Here is a 26,305-nt window from a genome sequence, read left to right as displayed (position 1 = left end):
TGCCGTACTGTCGTTGCGTATTGCCGTCGGGGTTGCCGTCGGTATTGCCATCGAATTCGGGGCCGCAATTCTGCGAAAAGCCCATGCACCGGATTCATGTGCGCACTGAAGGAGGAAAATAACCGTGCGGTGCATGGCGGCATTCACTCGGTCGAGCGGTCGAGTGCCGTTGAGGACGTACAATACTGCGTGGCATGTTGCACCTCAACATGTCGTTTTCCCTAGCCACCATCGCATTTTCGTGCGCCCGGCATGCCGCGCTGCACCGCCTTTTACGCGGTTCGCCGCACATCGACGAACGCACGGAATTCGCACCGCCCCTTGCGCCCCGAGGCGCCCCTACGCGATGCCAGACACGCCCCAGTCACAAGCTCCGCAGCCCTCCGACACAGCCACGCCGGCCACGCTGTCCGTGCCCTTTCGCACCGCGCCCGGCTTCGCCGAACTCGGCATGCAGTTCTTTACGCGCCTGCGTCCCACGCCGCTGCCGTCACCCTACCTGGTGGGGGTGGCGCCGGCCGCGGCGGCGCTGCTCGGCTGGGACGCCAACATCGGCAGCCGCGAGGACTTTATCGAGACCTTTGTCGGCAACCAGGTGCCGGACTGGGCCGACCCGCTCGCCAGCGTATATTCCGGGCACCAGTTCGGGGTGTGGGCCGGCCAGCTCGGCGATGGCCGTGCCATCCGCCTGGCGCAGGCCGAGACCGCCACCGGCCCGTGGGAAATCCAGCTCAAGGGCGCGGGCCTGACGCCCTACTCGCGCATGGCCGATGGCCGCGCGGTGCTGCGCTCGTCGATCCGTGAGTACCTCTGCTCCGAAGCCATGGCCGCACTGGGCGTGCCGACCACTCGCGCACTGTCGATCATGGGCTCGGACGCGCCGGTGCGCCGCGAGACCATCGAGACCGCCGCGGTGGTGACCAGGCTGTCGCCGACCTTTATCCGCTTCGGGCACTTCGAACATTTCGCCGCGCACGACGACGTGGCCGCGCTGCGCAAGCTGGCGGATTTCGTCATCGACAACTTCATGCCCGCGTGCCGCGACGACACCCAGCCCTACCAGGCGCTGCTGCGGGAGGTCTCGCTGCGCACCGCCGACCTGATCGCGCACTGGCAGGCGGTGGGCTTCTGCCATGGCGTGATGAATACCGACAATATGTCGATCCTGGGCCTGACCATCGACTACGGCCCGTTCGGCTTCCTCGATGCATTCGACGCCAACCATATCTGCAACCACTCCGACACGCAGGGCCGCTACGCCTACAGCCAGCAGCCGCAGGTGGCGTTCTGGAACCTGCACTGCCTGGCCCAGGCGCTGCTGCCGCTGTGGCTGGCACCGGAGGATGCCGACAAGGAAGGCGCGCGCGACGCCGCCGTGGAAGCCGCGCGCGCGGCGCTGGACCCGTTCCGCGAGCGCTATGCCGCGGCGTTCTTCCGCCACTACCGCGCCAAGCTGGGCCTGCGCCCGCCTGCCGGCGGCGACGACAAGAGCGATGAGCCACTGCTGACCAGCCTGTTCCAGCTGTTGCATGGCCAGCGCGTGGACTACACGCTGTTCTGGCGCAAGCTGTGCGGCATTTCATCCACCGATGCCGCGCGCGACGCGCCGGTGCGCGACCTGTTCCTGGATCGTGCCGCCTTTGACACGTGGGTGGCCGACTATCGCGTGCGCCTGCGCGCCGAGCAGTCGCACGATGCCGCGCGCGAACTGGAAATGCTGGCGGTCAACCCCAAATACGTGCTGCGCAACCACCTGGCCGAAACCGCGATCCGGCACGCCGGCGAGAAGGACTTCACCGAAGTGGACCGGCTGCTGGCAGTGCTGTCGCGCCCCTTCGACGAACAGCCGGAGGCAGAACACTACGCGGCGCTGCCGCCGGACTGGGCGTCCGGCCTGGAGGTCAGTTGCTCGTCGTGACGCCATGTGATCCGCGCCCTGCACGCCGGCGCCAGCCGGTGTAAGGTTCGCGCAGTTCGCACGACCAATGCCTTAACTGAGGAACCCATCCGAGGAAGCCCTGCGAGGACAAACCATGACCACCACCAAGACCGACGCCGAGTGGCGTGAACAACTCTCCGACATCGAATACCGCGTGACCCGCGAGGCCGCCACCGAGCGCCCGTTCACCGGCCGCTACTGGGACCACTGGGACAACGGCATCTACCACTGCGTGGGCTGCGGCGCGCCGCTGTTCGAATCCGCCACCAAGTTCGATGCCGGCTGCGGCTGGCCCAGCTATTTCCGCGCCATCAACGGCGAGGTGATTGCCGAGCACGTCGACCACAGCCACGGCATGACGCGGGTAGAGGTACGCTGCAAGGAATGCGGCAGCCATCTGGGCCATGTCTTCGAAGATGGCCCCGCCCCGACCGGTCTGCGCTATTGCATCAACTCGGCTGCGCTAAAATTCGATGATCGCGACCCGGCACAGCGTGCGGCGGATGATGCCCACGCCGCCGGCAGCGGCGACAAACCCCGGCGCGACCCGCAGCGCTGAACGCTCCGGCAAGCACGCCGGACACAACCTGGTACCGCATGAAATTCCTGTTCGACCTGTTCCCGGTCATCCTGTTTTTTGCCGCCTTCAAGCTGGCTGACATCTACACCGCCACCGCCGTGGCCATTGGCGCCACGGTGCTGCAGATCGGCTGGGTCTGGTTCCGCCACCGCAAGGTCGAGCCGATGCAGTGGGTCAGCCTGCTGATCATCGCGGTGTTCGGCGGCGCCACGCTGGTGCTGCACAACGAGACCTTCATCAAGTGGAAGCCGACCGTGCTCTACTGGATGTTCGCGGTGGCGCTGCTGGGCTCGGTGATCGGCTGGCGCAAGAACCTGATCCGCGCCATGATGGAAAAACAGGTGACCCTGCCCGACCCGGTGTGGGCGCGGCTGAACGCCGCCTGGGCCGGCTTCTTTGCCGCCATGGGCGTGCTGAACCTGTACGTGGCCTACCAGTTCTCGACCGAGACCTGGGTCAACTTCAAGCTGTTCGGCAGCATGGGGATGATGCTGGTGTTCATCGTCGCCCAGAGTGTCTGGCTGTCGCGCCACATGCCCGAGAACAGCCAGGACTGACGGCCCCGCCCCCGCACCCCCAAACCGAAGGAAACCATTGATGGCAGCCGATCCCGCCACTATCGAGGCGATGCTGCGCGAAGCGCTCGCCCCCAGCCACCTGGCCGTGCGCGACGACAGCGCGCTGCACGCCGGACATGCCGGCGCCGCATCCGGCGGCGGACATTACCACGTGACAATCGTCAGCGAGCGCTTTACGGGTCACAGCCGGGTTGCACGACACCGCATGGTGTATGATGCGCTGCGCGGTCTGTTCCCCGCGCAGATCCACGCACTTGCCGTGACTGCGTTCACCGACCAAGAGTACCAATCCCGCGCATCATCACACTATTCTTCCAGCAACTCTCAGACCTGATTCCATGAAGACCACCGTCCTCTCGTTCAGCCTGGCGGCTGTGCTTGCTGCCGGCAGCCTGCCGGCCATCGCCCAGAATGCCGCCGTCGTGAATGGCAAGGCCATTTCATCGGCAAAGCTGGACAAGTTGATCGCCGGCACCGGCCAGCCCGACAACCCGGAGCTGCGCTCGCGCGCACGCAACATGCTGATCGACCGCGAACTGCTCTCGCAGGAAGCCAACAAGCGCGGCCTGACCCAGCGCGACGACGTGCAGGAACAACTGGAACAGGCCCGCCTGAACGTGCTGGCCGGCGCAGTGTTCGAAGACTACGTGAAGACCCACGGCGCCAGCGACGCCGAGTTGCGCAAGCAGTATGACAAGATCAAGTCGCAGTTTGGCAACGGCAAGGAATACCACGCCCGCCATATCCTGGTGGAAAAGGAAGCCGACGCCAAGGCGATCATCACCAAGATCAAGGGCGGCGCCAAGTTTGAGGACATGGCCAAGGCCTCGTCCAAGGACCCGGGCTCCGCGGCCAACGGCGGCGACCTGGACTGGGCCAACAGCAGCAGCTACGTGCCTGAGTTCTCGGCAGCCATGACCGGCCTGAAGAAGGGCCAGCTGACCGATACGCCGGTCAAGACCCAGTTCGGCTGGCATATCATCGAACTGGTCGACGTGCGCGACGCCAAGATCCCGTCGTTCGAAGAGGTCAAGCCGCAGTTGACGCAGATGCTGATGGGGGACCAGAACTGGCAGCGCGAGCAGTTCCAGGCCATGATGAAGTCACTCAAGGACAAGGCCAAGATCCAGTAAGGCACGGTCCGGTCGCCCCCCGCCGGTCCTGCAAGATTCAAGGATGCAGCGCGTGGAGTCGACTGGCCGTTACTGGCAACTCTGGCATCTCTCGTCCCGGGGCATGTGCTATTGCGCACTTGCCTGGGCGACCCTGGACGGCGCCGCCCCCGGCTGGCGCCAGCTCCACCCCTACCTGCCCCTGCGTGACCGTTACGCGCCCGAGAAGATCCTGCACGCCGTGGTGGCGTACAGGGAGGCTCGCGGCGAGATCAGGCCGCCTCCGGGTTTTGAATCGGGGCGCATGCTGACCTACGCCTATGCGTCATGGAGTTCACGCCTGCTCCCTCCGCTTGCCGGCTGAACCTTGCCTTCACTGGCGCAGGTCGTAGCGCCACCCCGTTTCATCGAGCTGCCTGATACTGTCGGTAACCAGTCCGACCAGCGCGTCCAGCATCTTGCTGCCCTTTTCCGCGCTGGCCCAGGTCGGGTCACCGGTGGCGCCGGTCGCCGAAACCTTGGCGATATCCCACATGATCTGTACGCGCTCGCCGATGCGGATGCTGTCTACCGGCATCTGCCGCATGGCCTTGCCCAGGTCGCACAGGTCCGGAAACACCGCCATGGTGATCGAGGTTTCACCTTCGCCGCCGTGGCCCAATCCATTCCACTCGGCGAAGAAGCCGTCGCCAAGCCGGCTGCCGATCACCGACCACCAGGCAGGCAGGAAGGCGAACACCACCTTCGGGTAGCGCTGCTTGACCTTGCGCTGGGCGATCTCGAGCGGCGCAATATTGCCGTCGTGCCCGTTCAGCACAAAGATGTACCGGATATCGTAGGCAATCAGGCTCTCGAAGATATCCTCGGCAAGCGCCGTCACCGTCTTGAAGCGCAGCGAGACCGCCATCGGGTGGCGTTGTAGCGCATCGAGGTGCCGAACGGCACGCCGGGGACCACAATGGTCCGTTCAAGCCGTTGCGCCGCCAGCCGTGCCACTTCGGCGGGAACGAACAGGTTCGGCCCGAGCGGCAGGTGCCCGCCGTGACTTTCGCAACTGCCAAAAACGGTGATGTCGCTGTCTATACCGCCAGCGGCAAACATGGCCTCCAGTTCGGCCGTGGAGAACTCATTCAGCAAGACCTTCTTCATGATGCGTTCTCCGCCAGCGGCTGCGCTTTCGCGTTTAGGACCGGATGCAACAACAGGTACACCAGTACCAGCACCGCGATCAGCATGATGACGGGCGCCACCGGCACCGCCAGCCGCTCCAGCCCTTTCATGCCGGACATCGAGGTCGCGGTGAACAGCAGGCCGCAGGTCACGCATGCCAGGAACACTTCCAGCGTGATCGGCGCGATGTCGAATCCCAGGCGGGCCGGTTGACATCCTCCCCGTCCTCAGCCTTCGGCTGCCGCCTTACGGCGGAAAGGACGAGGATTCCTACGGCGCTACGTGATGCTCTACGTAGTCACTTCGGTGGGTTCCTGCTTCGTAGAGCGGCTTGACTACGCCGACTCTCCACAGGCTGCAACGCGGTGCCCCCGCGCCAAAATGTTGATCGCGCCGACCACGTCGGCGTGATTCGCATAGCCGCATGCCACACAGGCGAAGCTCGCCTGGCTCTGCCGGTTCTCGGCAGATACATGCCCGCAGCAAGGGCACGTGCGACTGGTGTGCTGTGGCGGCACAGCTATTAGCCAGCCGCCATTCCACGCTAGCTTGTATTCCAGTTGACGCCCGAACTCGTACCAACCCTGATCGAGGATGGCCTTGTTCAGGCCGGACTTGGCCCTGACGTTCTTGCCCGGTTGCCCGCTTGAACCGGCCGCTGACTTGGACATGTTCCGTACCTTCAGGTCCTCGATACACACCATCGCTTGATTTTCGCTGATCGTGGTCGTGGCTTTGTGCAGGTAGTCGAGGCGGGCGTTACCGATGCGTGCGTGGATACGCTGGATTCGGGCCTTGGACTTCTTCCAGTTGTTGCTGAATTTCGTCTTGCGGCTCATCGCCCGCTGCGCACGGCGCAGTCTGGCTTCGTGCTTCCTAAAGCTGTTGAGCGGCGCGAGGAAAGTGCCATCGCTCATGGTGGCAAAGCGAGCGATGCCCATGTCGATGCCGATGGCGCTGGTGGCTTTCGGCACAGGTCGCTCGACCTTCCGCTCAGTCTGGATCGAAACAAACCACTTGCCGCCCGAAAGACTGACGCAGGCATTGCGTACCTCACCGAGTACGTCGCGGCTGTTCCTGTATCGCAGCCAGCCCAGCTTGGGCAAAAAGATACGCGAGTTGGTCTGATCAAGCTTGATTTGCTTCTGGTCGGGATAGCGGAAACTGTCGCCCAGACCCTTCTTCTTGAAACGCGGGAAGTCGGCCCGTTTTGCGAAGAAATTTGTGTAGGCCCGCTCCAAGTCCTTGAGCGTCTGTTGAAGAGGATGGACTGGTGCATCGGCCAGCCATGCTGTTTCCGTGCTGTTGCGCCACTCCGTGAGTTGCTTACACAGACCGGCATAGCTGAGCTTCTTTTCGCCTTGATCGTAACGCTGTTTCTGCAACGCCAGCGCCTTGTTATAGACGAACCGGCACGATCCGGCATAACGGCGCATGTTGCGCTGCTGCTCGCCGTTCGGCATCAATTCGTATTTGAATGCTTGAAGACGCTGCATGGCCCAATCATACTCTTGGCCTACGAGCGACGACAATGACATTCGGCAGAGGACCTGCGCGACATATTTACCGGCGTTTGCGCAGATTTCGAAGCTGAACTGGTGGAGTTCGATGGGGAGGACGATCACGTTCACCTTCTTGTGAACTACCCGCCAAAGGTCGCGGTGTCCGCACTGGTAAACAGCTTGAAAGGGGTATCCAGCCGTATGATCCGAAAGAAGAACTACCCGAGCATCAGCAAGAAGCTATGGGGCGGTGCACTGTGGTCGCCGTCTTACTTCGCAGGGAGCTGCGGCGGTGCGCCCATCGAGATCATCCGCCAATACATTGAGCAACAACAGACGCCGCATTAGCCGCCGAAAGGACGCCGACGGCGTCCGCGCTATCCTTCCCCGGCCTAAAGGCCGAGGCTTGCCGCGCACCTGGTCAAGCACGGTGATGCCGCTCGGATTGCCGATGAACGCGCCCCAGATGTCGCCCACCATGCCGGTGATGGCGGAGAACCAGCCCAGCGTCAGCATCGGCAGGTTCATGCCTTTTGCGCCATAGGCATAGCGGCACAGCAGCGCCAGGCTCAGCCCGGTTCGTTGCGCGATGACGCCCAGCAGCGACGTCAGCACGAACAGGATGCCCATGCCGATGGCGATGGCCAGCAAGGCCATGGGGAAGGAAACACCCGCGCCGCCCGCCGGCCCGGCCAGCGTGCCGCCGATGAACAGGCCGGTGGCAACGTAGCCAAACCCCACCCATACCGCCACCTGTTTCCAGGTCGGCCTGCGTGCGTCGGGCGGGACCGGGGTAAACATATAGTCTGCATCGACTGCCGGGGACGACTGCACCTTCTGATTCATGATGGGATCTCCGAATCCACCGTTCCGTGTTCGAGCGACCCGGATGCAAGGGAACCAGTCCTGCATCCGATCGTGAGTCAGCGCGAGAGTAACAGTGCGAAAGCGGCAGGAAATGCGGAAGATTCCAAGATGCGTAGCGAAATGGCCGTCGCCATCCGGGCTTTGGCTGCTTGCATCGCCGAAAAACTAAAAAGCCACCGGCGCTGCCGGTGGCTCTTGGTTGGGACGAAGGGCGCAGGCCCTGGGCTGATGCTTACCCCACCCACTTCCGCGCATTGCGGAACATCCGCATCCACGGGCTGCCGCCGTCGACAACCTGCTTCCACGCATCCGGCGCCCAGCTCATGGTCGCGGCACGGAACACGCGTTCCGGGTGCGGCATCAGCACGGTGAAGCGGCCATCGACGGTGGTCACCGAGGTAATGCCGTCGGGCGAGCCGTTCGGGTTGAGCGGATAGGCCTGCGTGACCGCACCGTAGTTGTCGACAAAGCGCAGCGCCACGTGGGCCTGGTCGATATTGCCCTGCTGCGAGAAGTCGGCAAACCCTTCGCCGTGGGCAACCACGATCGGGATGCGGCTGCCTTCCATGCCAGCGAAGAAAATCGACGGCGAGGACTGCACTTCCACGGTCACGTAGCGCGCTTCGTACTGCTCCGACTGGTTGCGCGTGAACTTGGGCCACGCACCCGCGCCCGGAATGATCGGGGCCAGGTTGCTCATCATCTGGCAGCCGTTGCAAACGCCCAGCGCGAAAGTGTCCTGGCGGTTGAAGAAGGCCGCGAACTGCTCGGCCATCTGCGCGTTGAACAGGATGGTCTTGGCCCAGCCCTCGCCCGCGCCCAGCACGTCGCCGTAGCTGAAGCCGCCGCAGGCAACGAAACCGCTGAAGTCGGCCAGGTTGGCGCGGCCGGCGATCAGGTCGCTCATATGCACGTCGTGCGTGTCAAAGCCGGCGCGGTCCATGCTGTACGCCATCTCGATCTGCGAGTTGACGCCCTGCTCGCGCAGGATGGCCACGCGCGGACGGGCGCCGGCGGCGATGAACGGCGCGGCGATGTCTTCGGCCGCATCGAAGGTCAGCACCGGGCTGATACCTGGGTCGGCGGCGTCGAGCAGGCGGTCGTATTCGCTGTCGGCGCAGGCCGGGTTGTCGCGCAGGCGCGAGATGCGCCAGCTGACTTCGCTCCAGTTGCGCTGCAGGTCCGTGCGCGAGGCGCCGAAGACCTTCTTGGCATCGCGGTAGACCTCGATCTGGTCGGTCGCGTTGGGCTTGCCCACCACATGGCTGCAGGCCGAAAGGCCGGCTTCGCGCAGCACGGCGAAGACCGTGTCGCGGTCGTCCATACGCACCTGCACCACCGCGCCCAGCTCTTCCGAGAACAGCGCGCGCAGGGTCTGGTCGTTGCGGCGCTCGGCAATCTGCTGCGCCCAGTTCTTGGCGTCGCCGTAGTCCTGCTCCTGCTGCGGGTCCAGCGCCAGCATGTCGACGTTTAGCGACACGCCACAGTGGCCGGCAAAGGCCATCTCCGCCAGCGCAGCCATGAAGCCGCCGTCGGAACGGTCGTGGTAGGCCAGCAGCTTGCCTTCGCGGTTCAGGCGCTGGATCACGTTGAAGAAGTTCTTCAGGTCTTCGGCATTGTCGACGTCGGGGGCGCTGTCGCCCACCTGCTGCATGACCTGCGCCAGGATGCTGCCGGCCATGCGGTTCTTGCCACGGCCCAGGTCGACAGCGATCAGCACGGTGTCGCCGGCGTCGGTGCGCAGTTGCGGGGTCAGCGTGCGGTTGACATCGTCCACCGCGGCAAAGGCCGAGATGATCAGCGATACCGGCGCGACCACTTCCTTGTTGACGCCGTCGTCCTGCCACTTGGTGCGCATCGACAGCGAATCCTTCCCGACCGGGATGCTGATGCCCAGCGCCGGGCACAGTTCCATGCCGACGGCGTGCACGGTGTCATACAGCTTCGCGTCTTCGCCTTCCACGCCGCAGGCCGCCATCCAGTTGGCCGACAGCTTGACCTTGCCCAGGTCCTTGACCGGCGCGGCCGCCAGGTTGGTCAGCGCCTCGCCGATCGCCATGCGGCCCGATGCCGGCGCGTTGATCACGGCCAGCGGGGTGCGCTCGCCCATGGTCATCGCCTCGCCGGCGTTACCCTTGTAGTCGAGCGTGGTCACGGCTACGTCGGCCACCGGCACCTGCCACGGGCCGACCATCTGGTCGCGCGCGTTCATGCCGCCCACGGTGCGGTCGCCAATGCTGATCAGGAACGACTTGCTGGCCACCGTCGGATGGCGCAGCACGTCGCGCACCGCCTGCTCCAGGCTGATGCCGGTCACGTCCACGGCCGGCAATGCCTCTTCCACGCGCTTGACGTCGCGGTGCATGCGCGGCGGCTTGCCCAGCAGCACGTCCATCGGCATGTCGACGGCGTAGTGCTCCTTGAGCGCAGCGTCGACGCTGGCGTCGACCAGCTGCAGCTGCTTTTCTTCGGTGGCGATGCCAACCACGGCGAACGGCGAGCGCTCACGCTGGCACATGGCCTGGAACTGCGGGAAGCTGTCCGGCGCGATGGCCAGCACATAGCGCTCCTGCGACTCGTTGCACCAGATTTCCGCTGGCGACAGGCCGGACTCTTCCAGGTGCACCTGGCGCAGGTCGAAGCGCGCGCCGCGGTCGGCGCCGTCCACCAGTTCCGGGAAAGCGTTGGAGATGCCGCCCGCGCCGACGTCGTGGATCGACAGGATCGGGTTGGCGTCACCGAGCTGCCAGCACGCGTTGATCACTTCCTGCGCGCGGCGCTCCATCTCCGGGTTGCCGCGCTGGACCGAATCGAAGTCCAGGTCGGCGGTATTGGTACCGGTCGCCATCGAGCTGGCGGCGCCGCCGCCCATGCCGATGCGCATGCCCGGGCCGCCCAACTGGATCAGCAGCGTGCCGGCCGGCAGCGGATTCTTGTGCGTGTGCCCGGCGTCGATATTGCCGATGCCGCCCGCGATCATGATCGGCTTGTGGTAGCCGCGCACGGTCCCGCCCACGTTCTGCTCGTAGACGCGGAAGTAGCCGCCCAGGTTGGCGCGGCCGAATTCATTGTTGAAGGCGGCGCCGCCGAGCGGGCCGTCGATCATGATCTGCAGCGGCGAGGCGATGCGGTCCGGCTTGCCGGTCACGCCGGGCTTGTGGTCGGGGTTGCGGTGTGCCACCGGCTGGGCGGCGTCGCGGTCGTTTTCCCAGGACTCGACGGCCTCGGGCAGCATCAGGTTTGACACCGTGAACCCGGTCAGGCCGGCCTTGGGCTTGGCGCCGCGGCCGGTCGCGCCCTCGTCGCGGATTTCACCGCCGGCGCCGGTGGAGGCCCCCGGGAACGGCGAGATCGCGGTCGGGTGATTGTGCGTCTCCACCTTCATCAGCGTGTGCGTCAGCGCCTCGTGGCGGCCGTACTTGTGGTCATCGCCGCGCGGGAACCAGCGCTCGGCCACGTCGCCTTCCATCACCGCTGAGTTGTCCGAGTAGGCCACGATCGAGCCCTGCGGATTAAGCTGGTGCGTATTGCGGATCATCGCGAACAGTGACTTGTCCTGCTGCACGCCGTCGATGGTCCAGGTGGCGTTGAAGATCTTGTGGCGGCAGTGCTCGCTGTTGGCCTGCGCGAACATCATCAGCTCGACGTCGGTCGGGTTGCGCTCCAGCTTGCCGTAGGCCTCGACCAGGTAGTCGATCTCGTCCTCGGACAGCGCCAGGCCCATCTCGACATTGGCCGCGGCCAGCGCGCTGCGCCCGGCGGAGATATCGATAAAGCGCAGCGGCTTGGCCGGCAGTTCCTGGAACAGGCCGGCGGCATCGTCACGCGAGGCGACCACGGTCTCGGTCATGCGGTCGAACAGGTGCGCGGCGACGGCGGCGCGGGTGTCCGCGTCCAGCGTCTTGCGGCCGCGCAGCAGGCCCTTCTTGCAGATCACGGTGATCTCGATGCCGCGCTCGATGCGGTGGATATGCGTCAGGCCGCAGTTATGGGCGATGTCGGTGGCCTTGCTGGCCCACGGCGAGATCGTGCCGAAGCGCGGGATCACCACGAAGCGGTCGCCGTCAGACGGATCGGCAAACGGCGCGCCGTAGGTCAGCAGCGCCGCCACGCGGGACTGCTCTTCGGCCGACAGCGGCGTCTGTGCGTCAACAAAGTGCAGGAACTGTCCATGCACCGATTCAATATCGGCGTCGATCTGCCGCAGGGCGGTGAGCAGGCGTTGCTGACGGAAGGCGGAAAGCGCCAAAGCGCCGGGGAAGCACGAGAAATGCGCCATGATCGTAGCGGTCGGGAGGCGGTGAGGTAGGGGCTGCTGCTTAGCCGGCACCGCTGCATGGGGTGCCGACTGGCGGGAAACCGCTATTGTACCTTGCCGGCACCCGGATTTTGCACTGCGACATCACGGCGGGGCCGTGTTACGGCCCATCCTGATAATGCTTATGCATCACTTTTACCAAATGGACGGCTCAGAGTGACGTCGCCGAGCGCGCGGCCTGCTCGTACAGGCCGGTCAGCACCCGCATCAGCCGGGCGAGCTCGCCGATCTCGGCATTCTCTTCGCTGCCCTCGGTGAAGTTGCTGGTCAGGCATTGCTCGCGGATCTCGCGGTAGCGCGCGCAGGCCTCGGTGCCGGCCGGGGTGGTCGAATAAGTGGCCTCCTTGCCGACCCGCTCCCCGCTCACCAGCCCCAGTCCCTGCAGCTTCTTCAATGCGTAGGTCACCAGGTGCGTGTCTTCCACGTTCAGCACGAAGCAGATATCGGCCAGCCGCTTGGGCCGTCCGCGATGGTTCACGTGATGCAGTACCAGCACGTCCAGGAAGGTCAGGTCGCGCACGCCGGCCGCGCCCATGCAGCGCACCACCCAGCGGCTGTAGGCGTTGTAGGCGGTATTCAGGCCGAACTCGAACTCGGACAGCTCGGGGCTCCGTACCGACACCAGGTGCGACGACGACACGATATTGGCCCCGGCCGCGCGTGACAGCGCGGTGGCCGGCCTTGCCTTACCGGCAACGCCAGGGACATCGGCCACGGCGGCGGCGGTGTGCCCGCTCTCGGCTGGTTTGCGTGGCATGCGGGAGACTCCTTTCGATGGGGGTGGCGCTGGCGCTGGCTGTGCTAGGTAGAAGCCCGGGGCGCGCTCCGGCAATTTTAGCTTGACAGTTTATTGGCGAATTATGAGCATGAACACCTAATAAATACAGGTAAAGCATGAGGGAGGACGCCGGCCACGACTGGCCCTGCGCATGTGCACCGCGCCCTTCCCCATGCTGGCAGGCGGCAGCCACCATGGCGGTGCCTGCCCCGCCCTCGCACCCCGTTCGCAGACCCCATGCCATCCATGCTTCCCGACCTCGACACCCTGAACACCCGCCTGCGCGACGGCGCCACCAGCCGTGCGCAGATCATCGAGCAAGCGGCCGCGCTTGCCGCCACGCCGGCTGCCGAGGCCGTGTTCCTGCACAGCACCTTCGAGGCTGCGGCCCAGGTCGCGCGCGCAGCCGATGCCGCCGGCCGCGCCGGCAAGGCGCTGCATCCGCTGGCAGGGCTGCCGGTTTCGGTCAAGGACCTGTACGACGTGGCCGGCGAAGTCACCAGCGCGGCCTCGCTGGTGCGCAAGGATGCCGCGCCGGCCACGGCGGACGCCACCGTGGTCGCCCGCCTGCGCGCGGCAGGGGCAGCCCTGGTCGGGCGCACCAACATGACGGAGTTCGCGTTCTCGGGCGTGGGCATCAATCCCCACTACGGCACGCCGGTCAACCCGGCCGGCACGGATGGCGTGGCACGCATCCCGGGCGGCTCGTCGTCGGGTGCGGCCGTTTCGGTGGCGCTGGGGCTGGCGGTCGCGGCGCTTGGCAGCGACACCGGCGGTTCCATCCGCATCCCCGCCGCGCTGTGCGGCATCACCGGCTTCAAGCCCACCACGCGGCGCGTGCCACTGACTGGAGCCTTTCCGCTGTCGTACACGCTGGATACCGCCTGCGCGATGGCGCGCACGGTCAGCGACTGCATTGCCATGGACAGCGTGATCGCCGACAGCGCAGTGATCCCGCGCGTGACCAACCCCGCCGCCACGCGGCTGGCGATCCCGCGCCAGGTCCTGCTGGACGACCTCGACCCGGTAGTGGCCCGTGCCTTCGACCGGGCATTGGGCCGGCTGTCGGCCGCCGGCGTGCAGCTTGAGCACGTCGACCTACCCGAGCTTGGCGAGCTGGCGGGCCTGAACGCCCAGGGCGGCTTCAGCTCGGCCGAAGCCTTTGCCATCCACCGCCACCTGCTGGCCGGACGGCGCGAGCTGTACGACCCGCGCGTGGCCTCGCGCATCGACCGCGGCGCCAATATCAGCGCCGCCGACTATATCGACCTGGGCCGCGCCCGGCTGGACTGGATCGCCCGCATGCAAGCGCGCCTGGCCCGCTTCGACGCCGTGGTCTGCCCGACCGTGCCGATGGTCGCGCCCGAGATTGCGCCGCTGCGCACCGATGATGCGCAATTCTTCCGCGTCAATGCCCTGCTGCTGCGCAATACCTCGGCCTTCAATTTCCTTGACGGCTGCTCGATCTCGATGCCCTGCCACGCGCCGGACGAGTTGCCCGTGGGCCTGATGCTGTCGCACGGCCCGATGCGCGATGCCGACCTGCTGGGCACGGCCCTTGCGTTGGAATGCATCGTGCAACCTTCACAGCGCGACGACTGAGCCTGCCGCCGCGCCGTTGATCTTGCGCCGACGTGCCCCCCCCCAATGCGGGCACGATCGGCACCAGGTAGTACGCAACCAGCAGTACAACCGCGCCCCCGCGCGCACACCAGGAGAGATCGAGATGCGAGTCAAGGCAATCGTTGCGGCCGGCCTGATGATGGCCGCCGTGGCGGCACAGGCGGATACCAAGTGGGACCTGCCGACCGGTTATCCGGTCAGCAACCTGCACACCGAGAACCTGCAGCAGATGGCCAACGACGTGGACAAGGCCACCGGCGGCAAGCTCAAGATCGTGCTGCATCCCAATGGCTCGCTGCTCAAGGCCAACGAGATCAAGCGCGGCGTGCAGACCGGCCAGGTGCAGATGGGCGAAATCCTGATGTCCTTGCTGGCCAACGAGAACCCGGTGTTCGGCGTCGATGCCGTGCCATTCCTCGCCACCAGCTATGGGGATGCCTACAAGCTGTGGCAGGCCTCGCGCCCGGCCACCGAGAAGGTGCTCGACAAGCAGGGCATGAAGCTGCTGTACGCGGTGGCGTGGCCGCCGCAGGGCATCTATGCGAATAAGCCGATCAATTCGGCCGGGGACATGAAGGGCCTGAAATGGCGCGCGTACAACCCGGCCACCTCGCGCATCGCCGAGCTGGTCAGCGCCCAGCCGGTGACCATCCAGGCTGCCGACCTGGCTCAGGCGCTGGCCACGGGCACGGTCAACTCCTTCATGTCGTCGGGCGCCACCGGCGTCGACACCAAGGTGTGGGAGAGCGTGAAGTACTTCTACACGGTGGACGCCTGGCTGCCCAAGAACATGCTGGTGGTCAGCAAGAAGGCGTTCGCGGCGCTGGACAAGCCGACCCAGGACGCCCTGCTCAAGGCCGTGGCCGATGCCGAGAAGCGCGGCTGGCAGGTGTCGGAGCAGAAGACCAAGGAGTACCTGGCGACCTTGTCGCGCAACGGCATGACGGTGCAGCCGCCTTCGCCGCAGCTCAAGTCCGACATGCAGAAGGTGGGCCAGACCATGGTGGATGACTGGGCCAAGGGCGCGGGCGAGGACGGCAAGGCCATCCTGGACGCCTACCGCAAGTAGGCTGCGGGCCTGCCCGCCTCCATGAACTCCCCGCCCTTGCCGCGCAGGCTGGCATGGCGGGGAGCCCCCCTCCCTCCCTGACGCCGTCCATCATGCCAACTGCCCCCTCCTCCAAGCGCTGGCTCGACCGCCTGCTTGACCTCTTTGCCATGCTCGGCGCGCTGTGCATCCTCGCCGTCTGCGTGATCATGATCCTGATGTCGCTGTCGCGGGAGACCTCGGTGATCTTCAAGGGTGGCGATGACATCGTCGCCTGGCTGTGCGCGGCGTCCGCCTTCCTGATCCTTGGCCAGACCTTCCAGCATGGCGGCATCGTGCGCGTCGAGATGCTGCTGGGGGCCGTGGGCCCGCGCCGGCGCTGGGTGCTGGAGCTGGTCTCGCTGACCATCTGCCTGGCGTTTGCCGCATATGCGGCGTGGGCGCTCGGCACCTTTGCGTGGCAGAGCTGGGACATCGGCGATGTCTCGCAGGGACAGATCGTGATTCCGCTGTGGATGCCGCAGAGCTTCGCGGTGCTCGGCTGCATCGGCTTCCTGCTGGCGGTCGGCGATGAATGGCTGCGCGTGGTGCGCGGACAGAAGCCGCGCTACCAGGTAGCCCAGGAAGAAAAGCTCGCCTCCGGCGATTTCGGGGAGACGGTCTGATGAGCACAGTCGTCGTTGCACTGATCCTGCTGCTGGTGATGATCGTCTTCCTGGCGATCGGCGCGTGGATCCCCGTGGCCATTGCGGTCACCTCATGGGTCGGGCTGGTGGTGTTCTCGGACCGCGAGGCGCTGGTCAGCCTGGCCAACGCATGGTGGTCGTCGAGCGCCTCATACACGCTGGCATCGCTGCCCCTCTTTGTCTGGATGGGCGAGATCCTGTTCCGCACCAAGCTGTCCGAGCAGATGTTCAACGGGCTCTCGCCCTGGCTGAACTGGCTGCCGGGACGGCTGATGCACGTCAACATCCTGGGCTGCGGCATCTTTGGCTCGGTGTCGGGGTCGTCGGCGGCCACCTGCGCCACCATCGCCAAGTCGGCGCTGCCGGAACTCACGCGGCGCGGCTACGACGAGCGCACCACGCTCGGCTCGCTGTCGTGCGCGGGCACGCTCGGCATCCTGATCCCGCCATCGATCACCATGGTGGTGTATGCGGTGTCGGCGGACGTGTCGATCATCCGCGTGTTCCTGGCGGGCTTCATACCGGGGCTGCTGCTGATGCTGCTGTTCTCAGGCTATATCGTGGCCTGGGCGCTGGCCAACCCCGACAAGACCCCGGCGTCGGAGCACTTCAACTGGCGCGCGCGGCTGGCATCGATCCGCCAGCTGCTGCCGTGCATGGTGCTGATCGCCTTTATCACCTGGGTCATGGTCACCGGCTATGCCACCGCGACAGAAGCCGCGGCCTACGGCGTGGTGGCGTCACTGGGACTGGCATGGGCGGGCGGCTCGCTTACGCGCGCGGCGTTCTGGGACAGCCTGATGTCGGCCACGCGGCTGACCGCGATGATCATGTTCGTGCTGGGTGCCACCTCGTTCCTGTCGGTGACCATGAGCTTTACCGGCATCCCGCGCGCGCTGGCGGAATGGGTGGCGGCGATGCACCTGTCGCCATGGGCGCTGATCGCCGTGCTGACGGTGATCTACATCGTGCTGGGCACGGCGCTGGACGGCATCTCGATGATCGCGCTGACCACGGCGACCGTGCTGCCGATGGTGCAGGCGGCCGGCTTCGACCTGGTCTGGTTCGGCATCTTCATCGTGCTACTGGTGGAGATCGCCGAAGTGACGCCGCCGGTGGGCTTCAACCTGTTCGTGCTGCAGAGCATGACCGGCAAGGACAGCAACTACATAGCGCGGGTCTCGCTGCCCTTCTTCATGATGATGGTGGTGGCCATCGCCATCATCACGATCTGGCCCGTCGTGGTGACCTGGCTGCCGGACATTGTCATGCAGCAGGAATTGACATCCTCTCCGTCCTAAGCCTTCGGCTGCCGCCTTACGGCGGAAAGGACGAGGATTCCTACGGCGCTACGTGATGCTCTACGTAGTCACTTCGGTGGGTTCCTGCTTCGTAGAGCGGCTTGACTACGCCGACTCTCCACAGGCTGCAACGCGGTGCCCCCGCGCCAAAATGTTGATCGCGCCGACCACGTCGGCGTGATTCGCATAGCCGCATGCCACACAGGCGAAGCTCGCCTGGCTCTGCCGGTTCTCGGCAGATACATGCCCGCAGCAAGGGCACGTGCGACTGGTGTGCTGTGGCGGCACAGCTATTAGCCAGCCGCCATTCCACGCTAGCTTGTATTCCAGTTGACGCCCGAACTCGTACCAACCCTGATCGAGGATGGCCTTGTTCAGGCCGGACTTGGCCCTGACGTTCTTGCCCGGTTGCCCGCTTGAACCGGCCGCTGACTTGGACATGTTCCGTACCTTCAGGTCCTCGATACACACCATCGCTTGATTTTCGCTGATCGTGGTCGTGGCTTTGTGCAGGTAGTCGAGGCGGGCGTTACCGATGCGTGCGTGGATACGCTGGATTCGGGCCTTGGACTTCTTCCAGTTGTTGCTGAATTTCGTCTTGCGGCTCATCGCCCGCTGCGCACGGCGCAGTCTGGCTTCGTGCTTCCTAAAGCTGTTGAGCGGCGCGAGGAAAGTGCCATCGCTCATGGTGGCAAAGCGAGCGATGCCCATGTCGATGCCGATGGCGCTGGTGGCTTTCGGCACAGGTCGCTCGACCTTCCGCTCAGTCTGGATCGAAACAAACCACTTGCCGCCCGAAAGGCTGACGCAGGCATTGCGTACCTCACCGAGTACGTCGCGGCTGTTCCTGTATCGCAGCCAGCCCAGCTTGGGCAAAAAGATACGCGAGTTGGTCTGATCAAGCTTGATTTGCTTCTGGTCGGGATAGCGGAAACTGTCGCCCAGACCCTTCTTCTTGAAACGCGGGAAGTCGGCCCGTTTTGCGAAGAAATTTGTGTAGGCCCGCTCCAAGTCCTTGAGCGTCTGTTGAAGAGGATGGACTGGTGCATCGGCCAGCCATGCTGTTTCCGTGCTGTTGCGCCACTCCGTGAGTTGCTTACACAGACCGGCATAGCTGAGCTTCTTTTCGCCTTGATCGTAACGCTGTTTCTGCAACGCCAGCGCCTTGTTATAGACGAACCGGCACGATCCGGCATAACGGCGCATGTTGCGCTGCTGCTCGCCGTTCGGCATCAATTCGTATTTGAAGGCTTGAAGACGCTGCATGGCCCAATCATACTCTTGGCCTATGAGCGACGACAATGACATTCGGCAGAGGACCTGCGCGACATATTTACCGGCGTTTGCGCAGATTTCGAAGCTGAACTGGTGGAGTTCGATGGGGAGGACGATCACGTTCACCTTCTTGTGAACTACCCGCCAAAGGTCGCGGTGTCCGCACTGGTAAACAGCTTGAAAGGGGTATCCAGCCGTATGATCCGAAAGAAGAACTACCCGAGCATCAGCAAGAAGCTATGGGGCGGTGCGCTGTGGTCGCCGTCTTACTTCGCAGGGAGCTGCGGCGGTGCGCCCATCGAGATTATCCGCCAATACATTGAACAACAACAGACGCCGCATTAGCCGCCGAAAGGACGCCGACGGCGTCCGCGCTATCCTTCCCCGGCCTAAAGGCCGAGGCTTGCCGCGCACCTGGTCAAATAGCATTGGCCGGCCCCGCCCGGCCCCACCCTTTCCCGCCGGCGCGGCAATGTGGAGGTTTCCAGTCCGATGCATGTGATCGTCATCGGCGCCGGCGCGATCGGCGTCAGTTCCGCCTGGTACCTGCGGCAGGCCGGTTTCGACGTGACCGTGCTCGAACGCCGCGCCGCGCCGGCGCAGGAAGCCAGCTTCGGCAATGCCGGCGTGATCGCGCCCGGCTACGTCACGCCATGGGCCGCGCCGGGCATGCCCGGCAAGATCCTGCGCACGCTCTTTGCGCGCGAGGCGCCGGTCCTGTTCCGCCCTTCCGCCGACCCCGCCATGTGGCGCTGGATCGCGCGCTGGCTGCGCGAATGCCGGCTGGAGCGCTACCGCGCCAACAAGCTGCGCATGCAGCGGCTGGCGTTCTACAGCCGCGCGTGCCTGCACCGGCTGCGCAGCGAGCTGGAGATCGACTACGAGCAGTCGCAAGGCTATCTGCAGCTGTTCCGCACCGCGCGCGACCTCGACCTGGCCGCGCCCGCCGTGGCCCTGCTGCGCGAGAACAACGTGCCGCACCGGCTGGTCAGCGCGCAGGAATGCCGCCGCATCGAACCGGGCTTGGCGGCCGACACGCCGCTGGCTGGCGGGCTGCACCTGCCGGAAGACGAATCCGGCAACTGCCCGATGTTCGTGCGCGCGCTGCACCGGCATGCCGAGGCCGCAGGCGTATCGTTTCGCTTCGACACCCAGGTGGCGCGCGTCAGGCCAGACAACGCAGGCAAGCTGCAGGTCGAGCTGTCGCACGCTGACAAGCAGCGCCCTGGCCAGGTGCTGAACGCCGACCGCGTGCTGGTCGCGGCCGGCGCCGACAGCACCGCGCTGCTGCGCCCGCTGGGCCTGCGCGTGCCGCTGTATCCGGTCAAGGGCTACTCGGTGACGGTGATGGTCCGCGACGAACTGCAGGCGCCGCTGGGCGCGCTGATGGATGAGTCCTACAAGGTCGCGATCACGCGCATGGGCAACCGCCTGCGCGTGGCGGGCACGGCCGAGCTGGGCTCACGCACGCTCGATTTGCGGCCGGCCGCACTGAATACGCTGATCAAGGTCGCGCGCGACTGGTTCCCGGTGGCCGGCAACTACCAGGAAGCCACGCAATGGGTGGGCGCGCGGCCGATGCTGCCGGACGGGCCGCCGCTGATCGGCCCTACGGCTGTACCCGGCCTGTTCCTCAACCTCGGCCATGGCTCGACGGGCTGGGCGATGAGCTGCGGATCGGGCAAGATTACGGCTGACCAGATCGCCGCCAGCGCCGGCCCCCATGGCGGCCCAGACATCGACATGGAGGGCCTGCTGCCCGACCGCTACGGCTTGGGGCCCGCCAGATAACCAGACATGACACCCTCTGCCTCTTCCGCCACCTCGCCCGCAAGCGGCGACGGCTGGTTTGCACTCGATGCCGCCGCATCCGCACCGGTTCCGCTGTACGACGTCGCCGCCATCCGCCGCATCGAGAACGCCGCCTTCACGCAACTGCCCGCCTTTACGCTGATGTCGCGCGCCGGCGCCGCGGGCGCGCGCTGGCTGGCCTGCCACGCACCCGCCGGCCCGCTGCTGTTCCTGGCGGGTCCCGGCAACAATGGCGGCGATGCGCTGGTGGCCGCCACGCAATTGCACAGCGCCGGCCGTGCCGTGCAGGTATGGCTGACGGCGGACCCGCAGCACCTGCCCGCCGACGCCGCGACAGCATGGCAGCAAGCGCACGCCGCCGGCGTCCCGGTCAACGTGGTCGCGGGCATGGCTGCCTCGCCTGACGCGGACTGGCCCGCCGGCACCGCTGCGATCGTCGACGGCCTGCTCGGCATCGGCCTGAACCGCCCCGCCGACGGCACCATGGCGTGGTGGATCGGACAAATCAACCGCAGCGCGCTGCCGGTGTTTGCGCTGGACATCCCCAGCGGACTGTTCGCCGACACCGGCGCGGGCACGCCGGCCGTGCGCGCGCAGCGCACGCTGACCTTTATCGCCGCCAAGCCCGGGCTGCTGACACTGGACGGGCGCGACTGCGCCGGCGAGGTCGACATCGCGCCGATCGGGCTCGGCTATCCGCCGGACGAAGCGCCCCATTGCCTGGTAAACGGCCCGGCACTGTTCAGTACCGCGCTGCCGCGCCGCCGCCACGCCAGCAACAAGGGCACGCATGGCTCGCTGGCGGTCATCGGCGGCAACCTCGGCATGACCGGCGCGCCGCTGCTGGGCGCCAGGGCCGCGCAGTTCCTCGGCGCGGGCAAGGTGCATATCGGCTTCCTGGCGCAGCCCGCACCGCTGTTCGATCCGCTGCATCCCGAGCTGATGCTGCATGCCGTGGACGCACTGGCCCTCGCTGCGATGTCGGCGCTGGTGATCGGTCCGGGCATGGGCACGGATGCCAACGCACACAAGCAGTTTGCGCGGCTGCTGCAAGCCGCGCCCGTGCCGCTTGTGCTGGATGCCGATGCCTTGAACCTGCTGGCCGCCGATCCGGCGCTGGCCGGGGCACTGGCCGCCAGCGGCGCGGCTTGCGTGATGACACCGCACCCGCTCGAAGCCGCCCGGCTGATGGGCGTGCCCGTCGCCGACGTGCAGCGCGACCGGCCCGCTGCCGCCGCGGCACTGGCTGCGCAATGGCTGGCCGTAGTGGTGCTGAAGGGATCGGGCACCGTGATCGCGGCACCTGGCGGCAGCCCATGCACGCTCAACCCGACCGGCAATGCGGCGCTTGCCAGTGCCGGCACCGGGGACGTGCTGGCTGGCATGCTGGGCGCCCTGCTGGCACAGGGCATGGCGCCTCTGGCCGCAGCCCAGGCGGCGGTGTGGATCCACGGCCGTGCAGCCGATGCCCTCGTCGCCCAGGGCACCGGGCTGGCCGGCGTCACCGCAAGCGAACTGTACGCGCCGGCGCGCACCGTCTTCAACCAGTTGCTGGCCGGGACCCGCGCATGACGCGCGGCGCGCTGCTGCGCGATCCCGCCGACCGCCGCCACCTGCTTACCGGCATCGCGCTGCTGGTCATCGGGCAATGGATCCTCAGCCTGCTCGATGCCACCAGCAAGACCCTGACGCAGCAAGGACTGCCGCTGGTGGCCGTGGCATGGGTGCGCTATGTCGGCCATGTGGTCGCGATCTTCCTGCTGCTCGGTCCCGCCGGCTGGCGGTGCCAGTGGCGGCCGGCAAAGCTTGGGCTGCAGTGGCTGCGGGGCGGGCTAATGCTGGTCTCGACGCTGGTGTTCTTCAGCGTGCTGATGCTGATGCCGCTGGCGCAGGCCACGGCACTGAATTTCTGCGCGCCCCTGTTCGTGGTGGCGCTGTCGCCGTGGCTGCTGGGCGAGCGCCCCGGGCGCCATGCCCGCTGGATGCGCTGGACCGGTGTGGTGGTCGGCTTTGCCGGCATGCTGGTGGTGGTGCGCCCGGGTGGCCAGCTCAGTCCGCTCGGCGTCGGCCTGGGCCTGGTGTCGGCACTGGTGTTCGCGCTGATGCAGATGCTGACGCGCCGCATTGCCGCGCATGACGCGCCCATGACCACACTGATCCAGAGCGGTGTCACCGGCGCCTGCCTGACCACGCTGATCGTGCCCTTCTTCTGGTTCAGCGCGTGGCCCACGCCGATGCAATGTGCGCTGTTGCTCTCTGCAGGGATCACCGGGTCCCTGGGCCACTATTTCGTCATCCGGGCCTTCCAGTACGCGGATGCCTCGTTCCTGAGCCCCTTCCTGTACCTGCAGATCTTGTCCGCCACCGTGATCGGCTACCTGGCCTTCGACCAACTGCCCGACTGGACCACCGCAGCTGGCATCGGCATTATCTGCCTGGGTGGCTTGTGCGTGGCGGGCGGCGAACCGGTGCTGCGCGCTGTCGCGGGCCGGCTCGCTGGCCGGCGACGTCAGACAATGTCTGATACTTAGCGCGCACACATGCTGCTATGTTGCAAGTGTTAACAGTTGCTTACGCTGAGGGGTAAAAGTGCCGCGGCGCAGGCGATATACTTTGCGAGTCTGCGCCGCCGCGCGCACTCGCGCCCCTGCAAACTTCCTAGTCCCGCATGCCCACCGACCTTCACGCCTGGAACGCCCTGCTGCGGCACCATGAAACCCTTCGCGACGCTCAGATGCGCGAGTGGTTCGACGGCGAAGGCGCGCAACGCGTCGCGCAATTCTCGCTGGAAGCCGCCGGGCTTTATCTCGACTACTCGAAGAACCGGATCACGCCCGAAACCATGCGCCTGCTGGTGCAGCTGGCAGCCGAGGCCGGCGTGACCAGACGCCGCGACGCGATGTTTGCGGGCGAGCATATCAATACGACGGAAGACCGCGCGGCCCTGCACGTAGCGCTACGCGCGACCGCCGGCGCCGGCTACAAGGTCGACGGCGAGCAGGTCATGCCGGCGATCCAGCGGGTGCTGGTACGCATGCGCGATTTCTCGGAGCGTGTGCGCAGCGGCGCCTGGAAGGGTGCCACCGGCGAGCGCATCACCGATGTCATCAATATCGGCATCGGCGGCTCCGACCTGGGGCCGCGCATGGTATGCCGCGCGCTGTCGCACTTGGCCGATGCCGATGGCAATGCCGCGCCGCGCATGCACTTCGTCTCCAATGTCGACGGCACCGACCTGGCCGAGACGCTGGTGCGGCTCGACCCGCAACGCACGCTGGTGATCGTCTGCTCCAAGACCTTCACCACGCTGGAAACCATGGCCAACGCGCGCAGCGCGCGCGCCTGGTTTGTCGCCAACGGCGTGGCCGAGCATGACCTTGCCAAGCATTTCGTCGCAGTCTCGACCAATACCGAAGCGGTGCGCGAGTTCGGCATCGACCCGGCCAATATGTTCGAGTTCTGGGACTGGATCGGCGGACGCTTCTCGCTGTGGTCGTCGGTCGGCCTGTCAATCACGCTGGCGGTAGGCTTCAATGCCTTCGCCGACCTGCTGGCCGGCGCGCGCGCCATGGACGAGCACTTCCGCACCGCGCCGCTGGAGCGCAACATGCCGGTGATCCTGGGCATGCTGGGCATCTGGTACCGCAATTTCTGGCATTTGCCGACCAGCTGCATGGCACCCTACTCCACCTCGCTGGAGCTGTTTCCCGCCTTCCTGCAGCAACTGGAGATGGAGAGCAACGGCAAGTCAGTGCAGCTCGACGGGCAGCGCGTGCGCACGCATACCTCGCCGGTGGTGTGGGGCACGGCCGGCACCAACGGGCAACATGCCTATTTCCAGCAGATCCACCAGGGCTCGCAGGTGGTGCCGGTGGACTTTGTCGCGCCGCTGGTGCCGCCGCGCCGGCTGGCAGGGCATCACGCCAAGCTGCTGGCCAACTGCTTCGCGCAGGCCGAGGCGCTGATGCGCGGGCGTACCGCCGATGAACTCCGTGCCGCCGGCGTGAAGGACGAAGTCCGCATCGCCCATATGGTGTTCGAGGGCAACCGCCCCAGCAACACGCTGCTGATGGAAAACCTGACGCCGCACGTGCTGGGTGCGCTGATTGCGCTGTATGAGCACCGCACCTTCGTGCAGGGCGTGGTCTGGAAGATCAATTCCTTCGACCAGTGGGGCGTTGAGCTGGGCAAGATCCTGGCCCGTCCGATCGAAGCCGAGCTGACCGGGAATACCGTTGGCCAGCACGATGCCTCCACCACGTCGCTGATCGAGCGCGCCCGCGCGGTGCTGAAGGCGGGCGCCGCCAGCTAGACCTCCGCGCCCATCCATTCATCGCTGGCCACGCGGCCGGCGTCGATGGTCAGGATGCGGCCACAGCGCGCCGCCACCGAGCGGTCATGCGTGACCAGCACCAGCGTGGAGCCGGCATCGCGGTTAAGCTCGAACATCAGCGCGATCACGGCTTCGCCTGTGGCGGTATCGAGGCTGCCGGTGGGCTCGTCGGCAAACAGGATGTCCGGGCGCGCCACGAACGCGCGCGCCAGCGCCACGCGTTGCTGCTCGCCGCCCGACAGCGTGCGCGGATAGTGCCCCAGCCGCGCGCCCAGGCCCACACGCTGCAGCATGTCCAGGGCGCGCTCGCGCACCTGCGACGTTTCGCCGCGCAGCTCCAGCGGCAGCATCACGTTCTCCAGCGCAGTCAGGTGGCCGACCAGCTGGAACGACTGGAACACAAAGCCGACATGGCGGCCCCGCACCGCGGCGCGCTGGTCCTCGTCCAGCGCGAACAGGTCCTGGTCGTGCAGCCGTACCGTGCCCGTACTGGGCAGGTCCAGCCCCGCCAGCAGCCCGAGCAGCGTCGACTTGCCCGAGCCGGACGCCCCCACGATGGCGAGCGTTTCGCCCGGCGTGACGGAAAAGGTCACGTCGTGCAAAATCGTCAGCGAACCGGTCGTGTCGGCAACGGTCTTTCCGAGGGACTCGACAGCGAGAATGGAAGAAGACATGGATATTGGGATCCGAGGCAAATGGCGCCGGCTGCTGCTGGCAACCGGCACGGCACTGACGTTATCGGCCGGGGCCTCAGCCCAGGCCGCGGCGCCGGCACTGCTGGTGCTTGGCGACAGCCTCTCCGCCGAGTACGGCATCACGCGCGGCGCGGGCTGGGTCACGCTGCTGCAGGAGCGCCTGCGGCAGGAGCGCTTCGATTATAGCGTTGTCAATGCCAGCATCAGCGGCGAGACCACCATCGGCGGCAAGACGCGGCTGCCGGAGCTGCTGTCGCGGCACCGCCCGGCCATCGTGGTGGTGGAGCTTGGCGCCAACGATGCGCTGCGCGGATTGCCGCTGCAGACCACCGAGGCCAACCTGCGCAACATCGTCACCACGGCACAGACGGCCGGCGCGGGCGTGCTGCTGATCGGCATGCGCATCCCGCCCAACTACGGGCAGGACTACACCGAGAAGTTCGTCTCGCTGTATCCGAAGCTGGCTAGCGAATACAAGGTGCGGCTGGTGCCGTTCTTCCTCGACAAGGTCATCACGCGGCAGGACTGGTTCCAGCCCGACCGCATCCACCCGACCGCCGCGGCACAGCCAGCCCTGCTCGATACGGTGTGGCCGCAACTCAAGCCGATGCTCAGGCGCAGCGGCGCGAAGTAAGAACAAAGAAAAAAAACCCCTGCCGCCTGGCAGGGGTCCTTGCTGGCAGCGAGG

At 66.1% G+C, this 26,305-nt stretch carries 24 protein-coding genes and 2 pseudogenes; 17 read left to right on the top strand and 9 right to left on the bottom strand.

Features of this window, described 5'->3' with window-relative positions; all coding sequences use genetic code 11:
• Positions 1-346 precede the first annotated feature (346 nt).
• From KB879_RS07830 to KB879_RS07805, 6 genes are all read left to right on the top strand, one after another.
• Complete coding sequence (locus KB879_RS07830) at positions 347-1,918, top strand: YdiU family protein (RefSeq protein WP_153954831.1); 1,572 nt, start codon at positions 347-349, stop codon at positions 1,916-1,918.
• A gap of 115 nt (positions 1,919-2,033) precedes the next feature.
• Positions 2,034-2,498, top strand: a complete 465-nt coding sequence (msrB, locus tag KB879_RS07825; protein ID WP_153954832.1) for a peptide-methionine (R)-S-oxide reductase MsrB — start codon at positions 2,034-2,036, stop codon at positions 2,496-2,498.
• A gap of 38 nt (positions 2,499-2,536) precedes the next feature.
• The gene (locus tag KB879_RS07820; protein WP_013956524.1) at positions 2,537-3,076 is read left to right on the top strand and encodes a septation protein A; all 540 of its coding nucleotides are present in this window, start codon (positions 2,537-2,539) and stop codon (positions 3,074-3,076) included.
• Between the two features lie 40 nt (positions 3,077-3,116).
• On the top strand, positions 3,117-3,431 hold the full coding sequence (locus KB879_RS07815; protein WP_013956523.1) for a BolA family transcriptional regulator: 315 nt from the start codon (positions 3,117-3,119) through the stop codon (positions 3,429-3,431).
• Between the two features lie 4 nt (positions 3,432-3,435).
• Positions 3,436-4,230 (top strand): peptidylprolyl isomerase, encoded by a 795-nt coding sequence (locus tag KB879_RS07810; protein ID WP_013956522.1) that lies wholly within the window; start codon positions 3,436-3,438, stop codon positions 4,228-4,230.
• 43 nt (positions 4,231-4,273) lie between these two features.
• On the top strand, positions 4,274-4,573 hold the full coding sequence (locus KB879_RS07805; protein WP_013956521.1) for a hypothetical protein: 300 nt from the start codon (positions 4,274-4,276) through the stop codon (positions 4,571-4,573).
• Positions 4,574-4,582: 9 nt separating this feature from the next.
• Here the strand turns inward: KB879_RS07805 and KB879_RS07800 are convergent, their stop codons facing one another.
• The 4 genes from KB879_RS07800 to KB879_RS07785 all read right to left on the bottom strand — a co-directional run bounded on the left by KB879_RS07800 (position 4,583) and on the right by KB879_RS07785 (position 6,875).
• Entirely contained in the window at positions 4,583-5,116 is a 534-nt protein-coding gene (locus KB879_RS07800) for a creatininase family protein (RefSeq protein ID WP_211980985.1), read from the bottom strand.
• Entirely contained in the window at positions 5,086-5,358 is a 273-nt protein-coding gene (locus KB879_RS40185; protein ID WP_211980984.1) for a creatininase family protein, read from the bottom strand. The genes KB879_RS07800 and KB879_RS40185 overlap by 31 nt, the downstream gene beginning before the upstream one ends.
• A complete protein-coding gene (locus KB879_RS07790; protein ID WP_194946851.1) occupies positions 5,355-5,531 on the bottom strand; it encodes a hypothetical protein in 177 nt (58 codons plus the stop codon). The genes KB879_RS40185 and KB879_RS07790 overlap by 4 nt, the downstream gene beginning before the upstream one ends.
• A 183-nt stretch (positions 5,532-5,714) precedes the next feature.
• Positions 5,715-6,875, bottom strand: coding sequence for an RNA-guided endonuclease TnpB family protein (locus KB879_RS07785; RefSeq protein ID WP_049800573.1), 1,161 nt, complete (start codon positions 6,873-6,875; stop codon positions 5,715-5,717).
• A 54-nt stretch (positions 6,876-6,929) separates the two neighbouring features.
• Between KB879_RS07785 and tnpA (KB879_RS07780) the strand changes: the two are divergent.
• A pseudogene (gene tnpA, locus KB879_RS07780) lies at positions 6,930-7,229 on the top strand (IS200/IS605 family transposase); the annotation flags it as partial.
• On the opposite strand, the gene KB879_RS07775 reads toward tnpA (KB879_RS07780), so the two are convergent.
• The 3 genes from KB879_RS07775 to KB879_RS07765 form a co-directional block, all read right to left on the bottom strand.
• Positions 7,122-7,727, bottom strand: a complete 606-nt coding sequence (locus tag KB879_RS07775) for a cytosine permease (protein ID WP_228772814.1) — start codon at positions 7,725-7,727, stop codon at positions 7,122-7,124. The pseudogene tnpA (KB879_RS07780) and the gene KB879_RS07775 overlap by 108 nt on opposite strands.
• Before the next feature lie 253 nt (positions 7,728-7,980).
• A complete protein-coding gene (gene purL, locus KB879_RS07770; protein WP_211980983.1) occupies positions 7,981-12,027 on the bottom strand; it encodes a phosphoribosylformylglycinamidine synthase in 4,047 nt (1,348 codons plus the stop codon).
• A gap of 190 nt (positions 12,028-12,217) precedes the next feature.
• Positions 12,218-12,823 carry a winged helix DNA-binding protein gene (locus KB879_RS07765; protein WP_013956516.1) on the bottom strand — a complete coding sequence of 202 codons (606 nt, stop codon included), beginning with the start codon at positions 12,821-12,823 and terminating at the stop codon, positions 12,218-12,220.
• Positions 12,824-13,081: 258 nt separating this feature from the next.
• Between KB879_RS07765 and KB879_RS07760 the strand changes: the two genes are divergently transcribed.
• The 4 genes from KB879_RS07760 (at position 13,082) to KB879_RS07745 (ending at position 17,502) form a co-directional block, all read left to right on the top strand.
• Positions 13,082-14,446: an amidase gene (locus KB879_RS07760; protein ID WP_013956515.1), complete on the top strand. Its 1,365-nt coding sequence runs from the start codon at positions 13,082-13,084 to the stop codon at positions 14,444-14,446.
• Positions 14,447-14,570: 124 nt separating this feature from the next.
• Positions 14,571-15,536: a TRAP transporter substrate-binding protein gene (locus tag KB879_RS07755; RefSeq protein WP_013956514.1), complete on the top strand. Its 966-nt coding sequence runs from the start codon at positions 14,571-14,573 to the stop codon at positions 15,534-15,536.
• 92 nt (positions 15,537-15,628) lie between these two features.
• A complete protein-coding gene (locus KB879_RS07750; protein ID WP_153957026.1) occupies positions 15,629-16,180 on the top strand; it encodes a TRAP transporter small permease subunit in 552 nt (183 codons plus the stop codon).
• Positions 16,180-17,502, top strand: coding sequence for a TRAP transporter large permease (locus KB879_RS07745; protein ID WP_153957025.1), 1,323 nt, complete (start codon positions 16,180-16,182; stop codon positions 17,500-17,502). Before KB879_RS07750 ends, KB879_RS07745 begins: the two co-directional genes overlap by 1 nt.
• Positions 17,503-17,607: 105 nt before the next feature.
• Here the strand turns inward: KB879_RS07745 and KB879_RS07740 are convergent, their stop codons facing one another.
• On the bottom strand, positions 17,608-18,768 hold the full coding sequence (locus KB879_RS07740; protein WP_049800573.1) for an RNA-guided endonuclease TnpB family protein: 1,161 nt from the start codon (positions 18,766-18,768) through the stop codon (positions 17,608-17,610).
• A gap of 54 nt (positions 18,769-18,822) precedes the next feature.
• Here KB879_RS07740 and tnpA (KB879_RS07735) point away from each other — a divergent pair.
• The 5 genes and pseudogenes from tnpA (KB879_RS07735) to pgi form a co-directional block, all read left to right on the top strand.
• Positions 18,823-19,122 (top strand): annotated as a pseudogene (tnpA, locus tag KB879_RS07735) (IS200/IS605 family transposase); the annotation flags it as partial.
• Between the two features lie 147 nt (positions 19,123-19,269).
• Positions 19,270-20,568: a D-amino acid dehydrogenase gene (locus KB879_RS07730; RefSeq protein ID WP_013956509.1), complete on the top strand. Its 1,299-nt coding sequence runs from the start codon at positions 19,270-19,272 to the stop codon at positions 20,566-20,568.
• Positions 20,569-20,574: 6 nt separating this feature from the next.
• Positions 20,575-22,161, top strand: coding sequence for a bifunctional ADP-dependent NAD(P)H-hydrate dehydratase/NAD(P)H-hydrate epimerase (locus KB879_RS07725; RefSeq protein ID WP_013956508.1), 1,587 nt, complete (start codon positions 20,575-20,577; stop codon positions 22,159-22,161).
• Entirely contained in the window at positions 22,158-23,120 is a 963-nt protein-coding gene (locus KB879_RS07720) for a DMT family transporter (protein ID WP_013956507.1), read from the top strand. Before KB879_RS07725 ends, KB879_RS07720 begins: the two co-directional genes overlap by 4 nt.
• Before the next feature lie 137 nt (positions 23,121-23,257).
• Positions 23,258-24,901, top strand: coding sequence for a glucose-6-phosphate isomerase (gene pgi / locus KB879_RS07715; RefSeq protein ID WP_013956506.1), 1,644 nt, complete (start codon positions 23,258-23,260; stop codon positions 24,899-24,901).
• Here pgi and KB879_RS07710 read toward each other — a convergent pair.
• Entirely contained in the window at positions 24,898-25,596 is a 699-nt protein-coding gene (locus KB879_RS07710) for an ABC transporter ATP-binding protein (RefSeq protein WP_153955284.1), read from the bottom strand. The genes pgi and KB879_RS07710 overlap by 4 nt on opposite strands.
• Between KB879_RS07710 and KB879_RS07705 the strand changes: the two genes are divergently transcribed.
• Positions 25,595-26,251 carry an arylesterase gene (locus KB879_RS07705; protein ID WP_013956505.1) on the top strand — a complete coding sequence of 219 codons (657 nt, stop codon included), beginning with the start codon at positions 25,595-25,597 and terminating at the stop codon, positions 26,249-26,251. The genes KB879_RS07710 and KB879_RS07705 overlap by 2 nt on opposite strands.
• The last annotated feature ends 54 nt before the right edge of the window (positions 26,252-26,305 follow it).

It is taken from the genome of Cupriavidus sp. KK10 (assembly GCF_018223725.1).
Classification (GTDB): Bacteria; Pseudomonadota; Gammaproteobacteria; order Burkholderiales; family Burkholderiaceae; genus Cupriavidus; species Cupriavidus necator.
The sequence above is the reverse complement of the archived record's forward strand: the minus strand, read 5'-3'. Positions and strand labels throughout refer to the sequence as shown.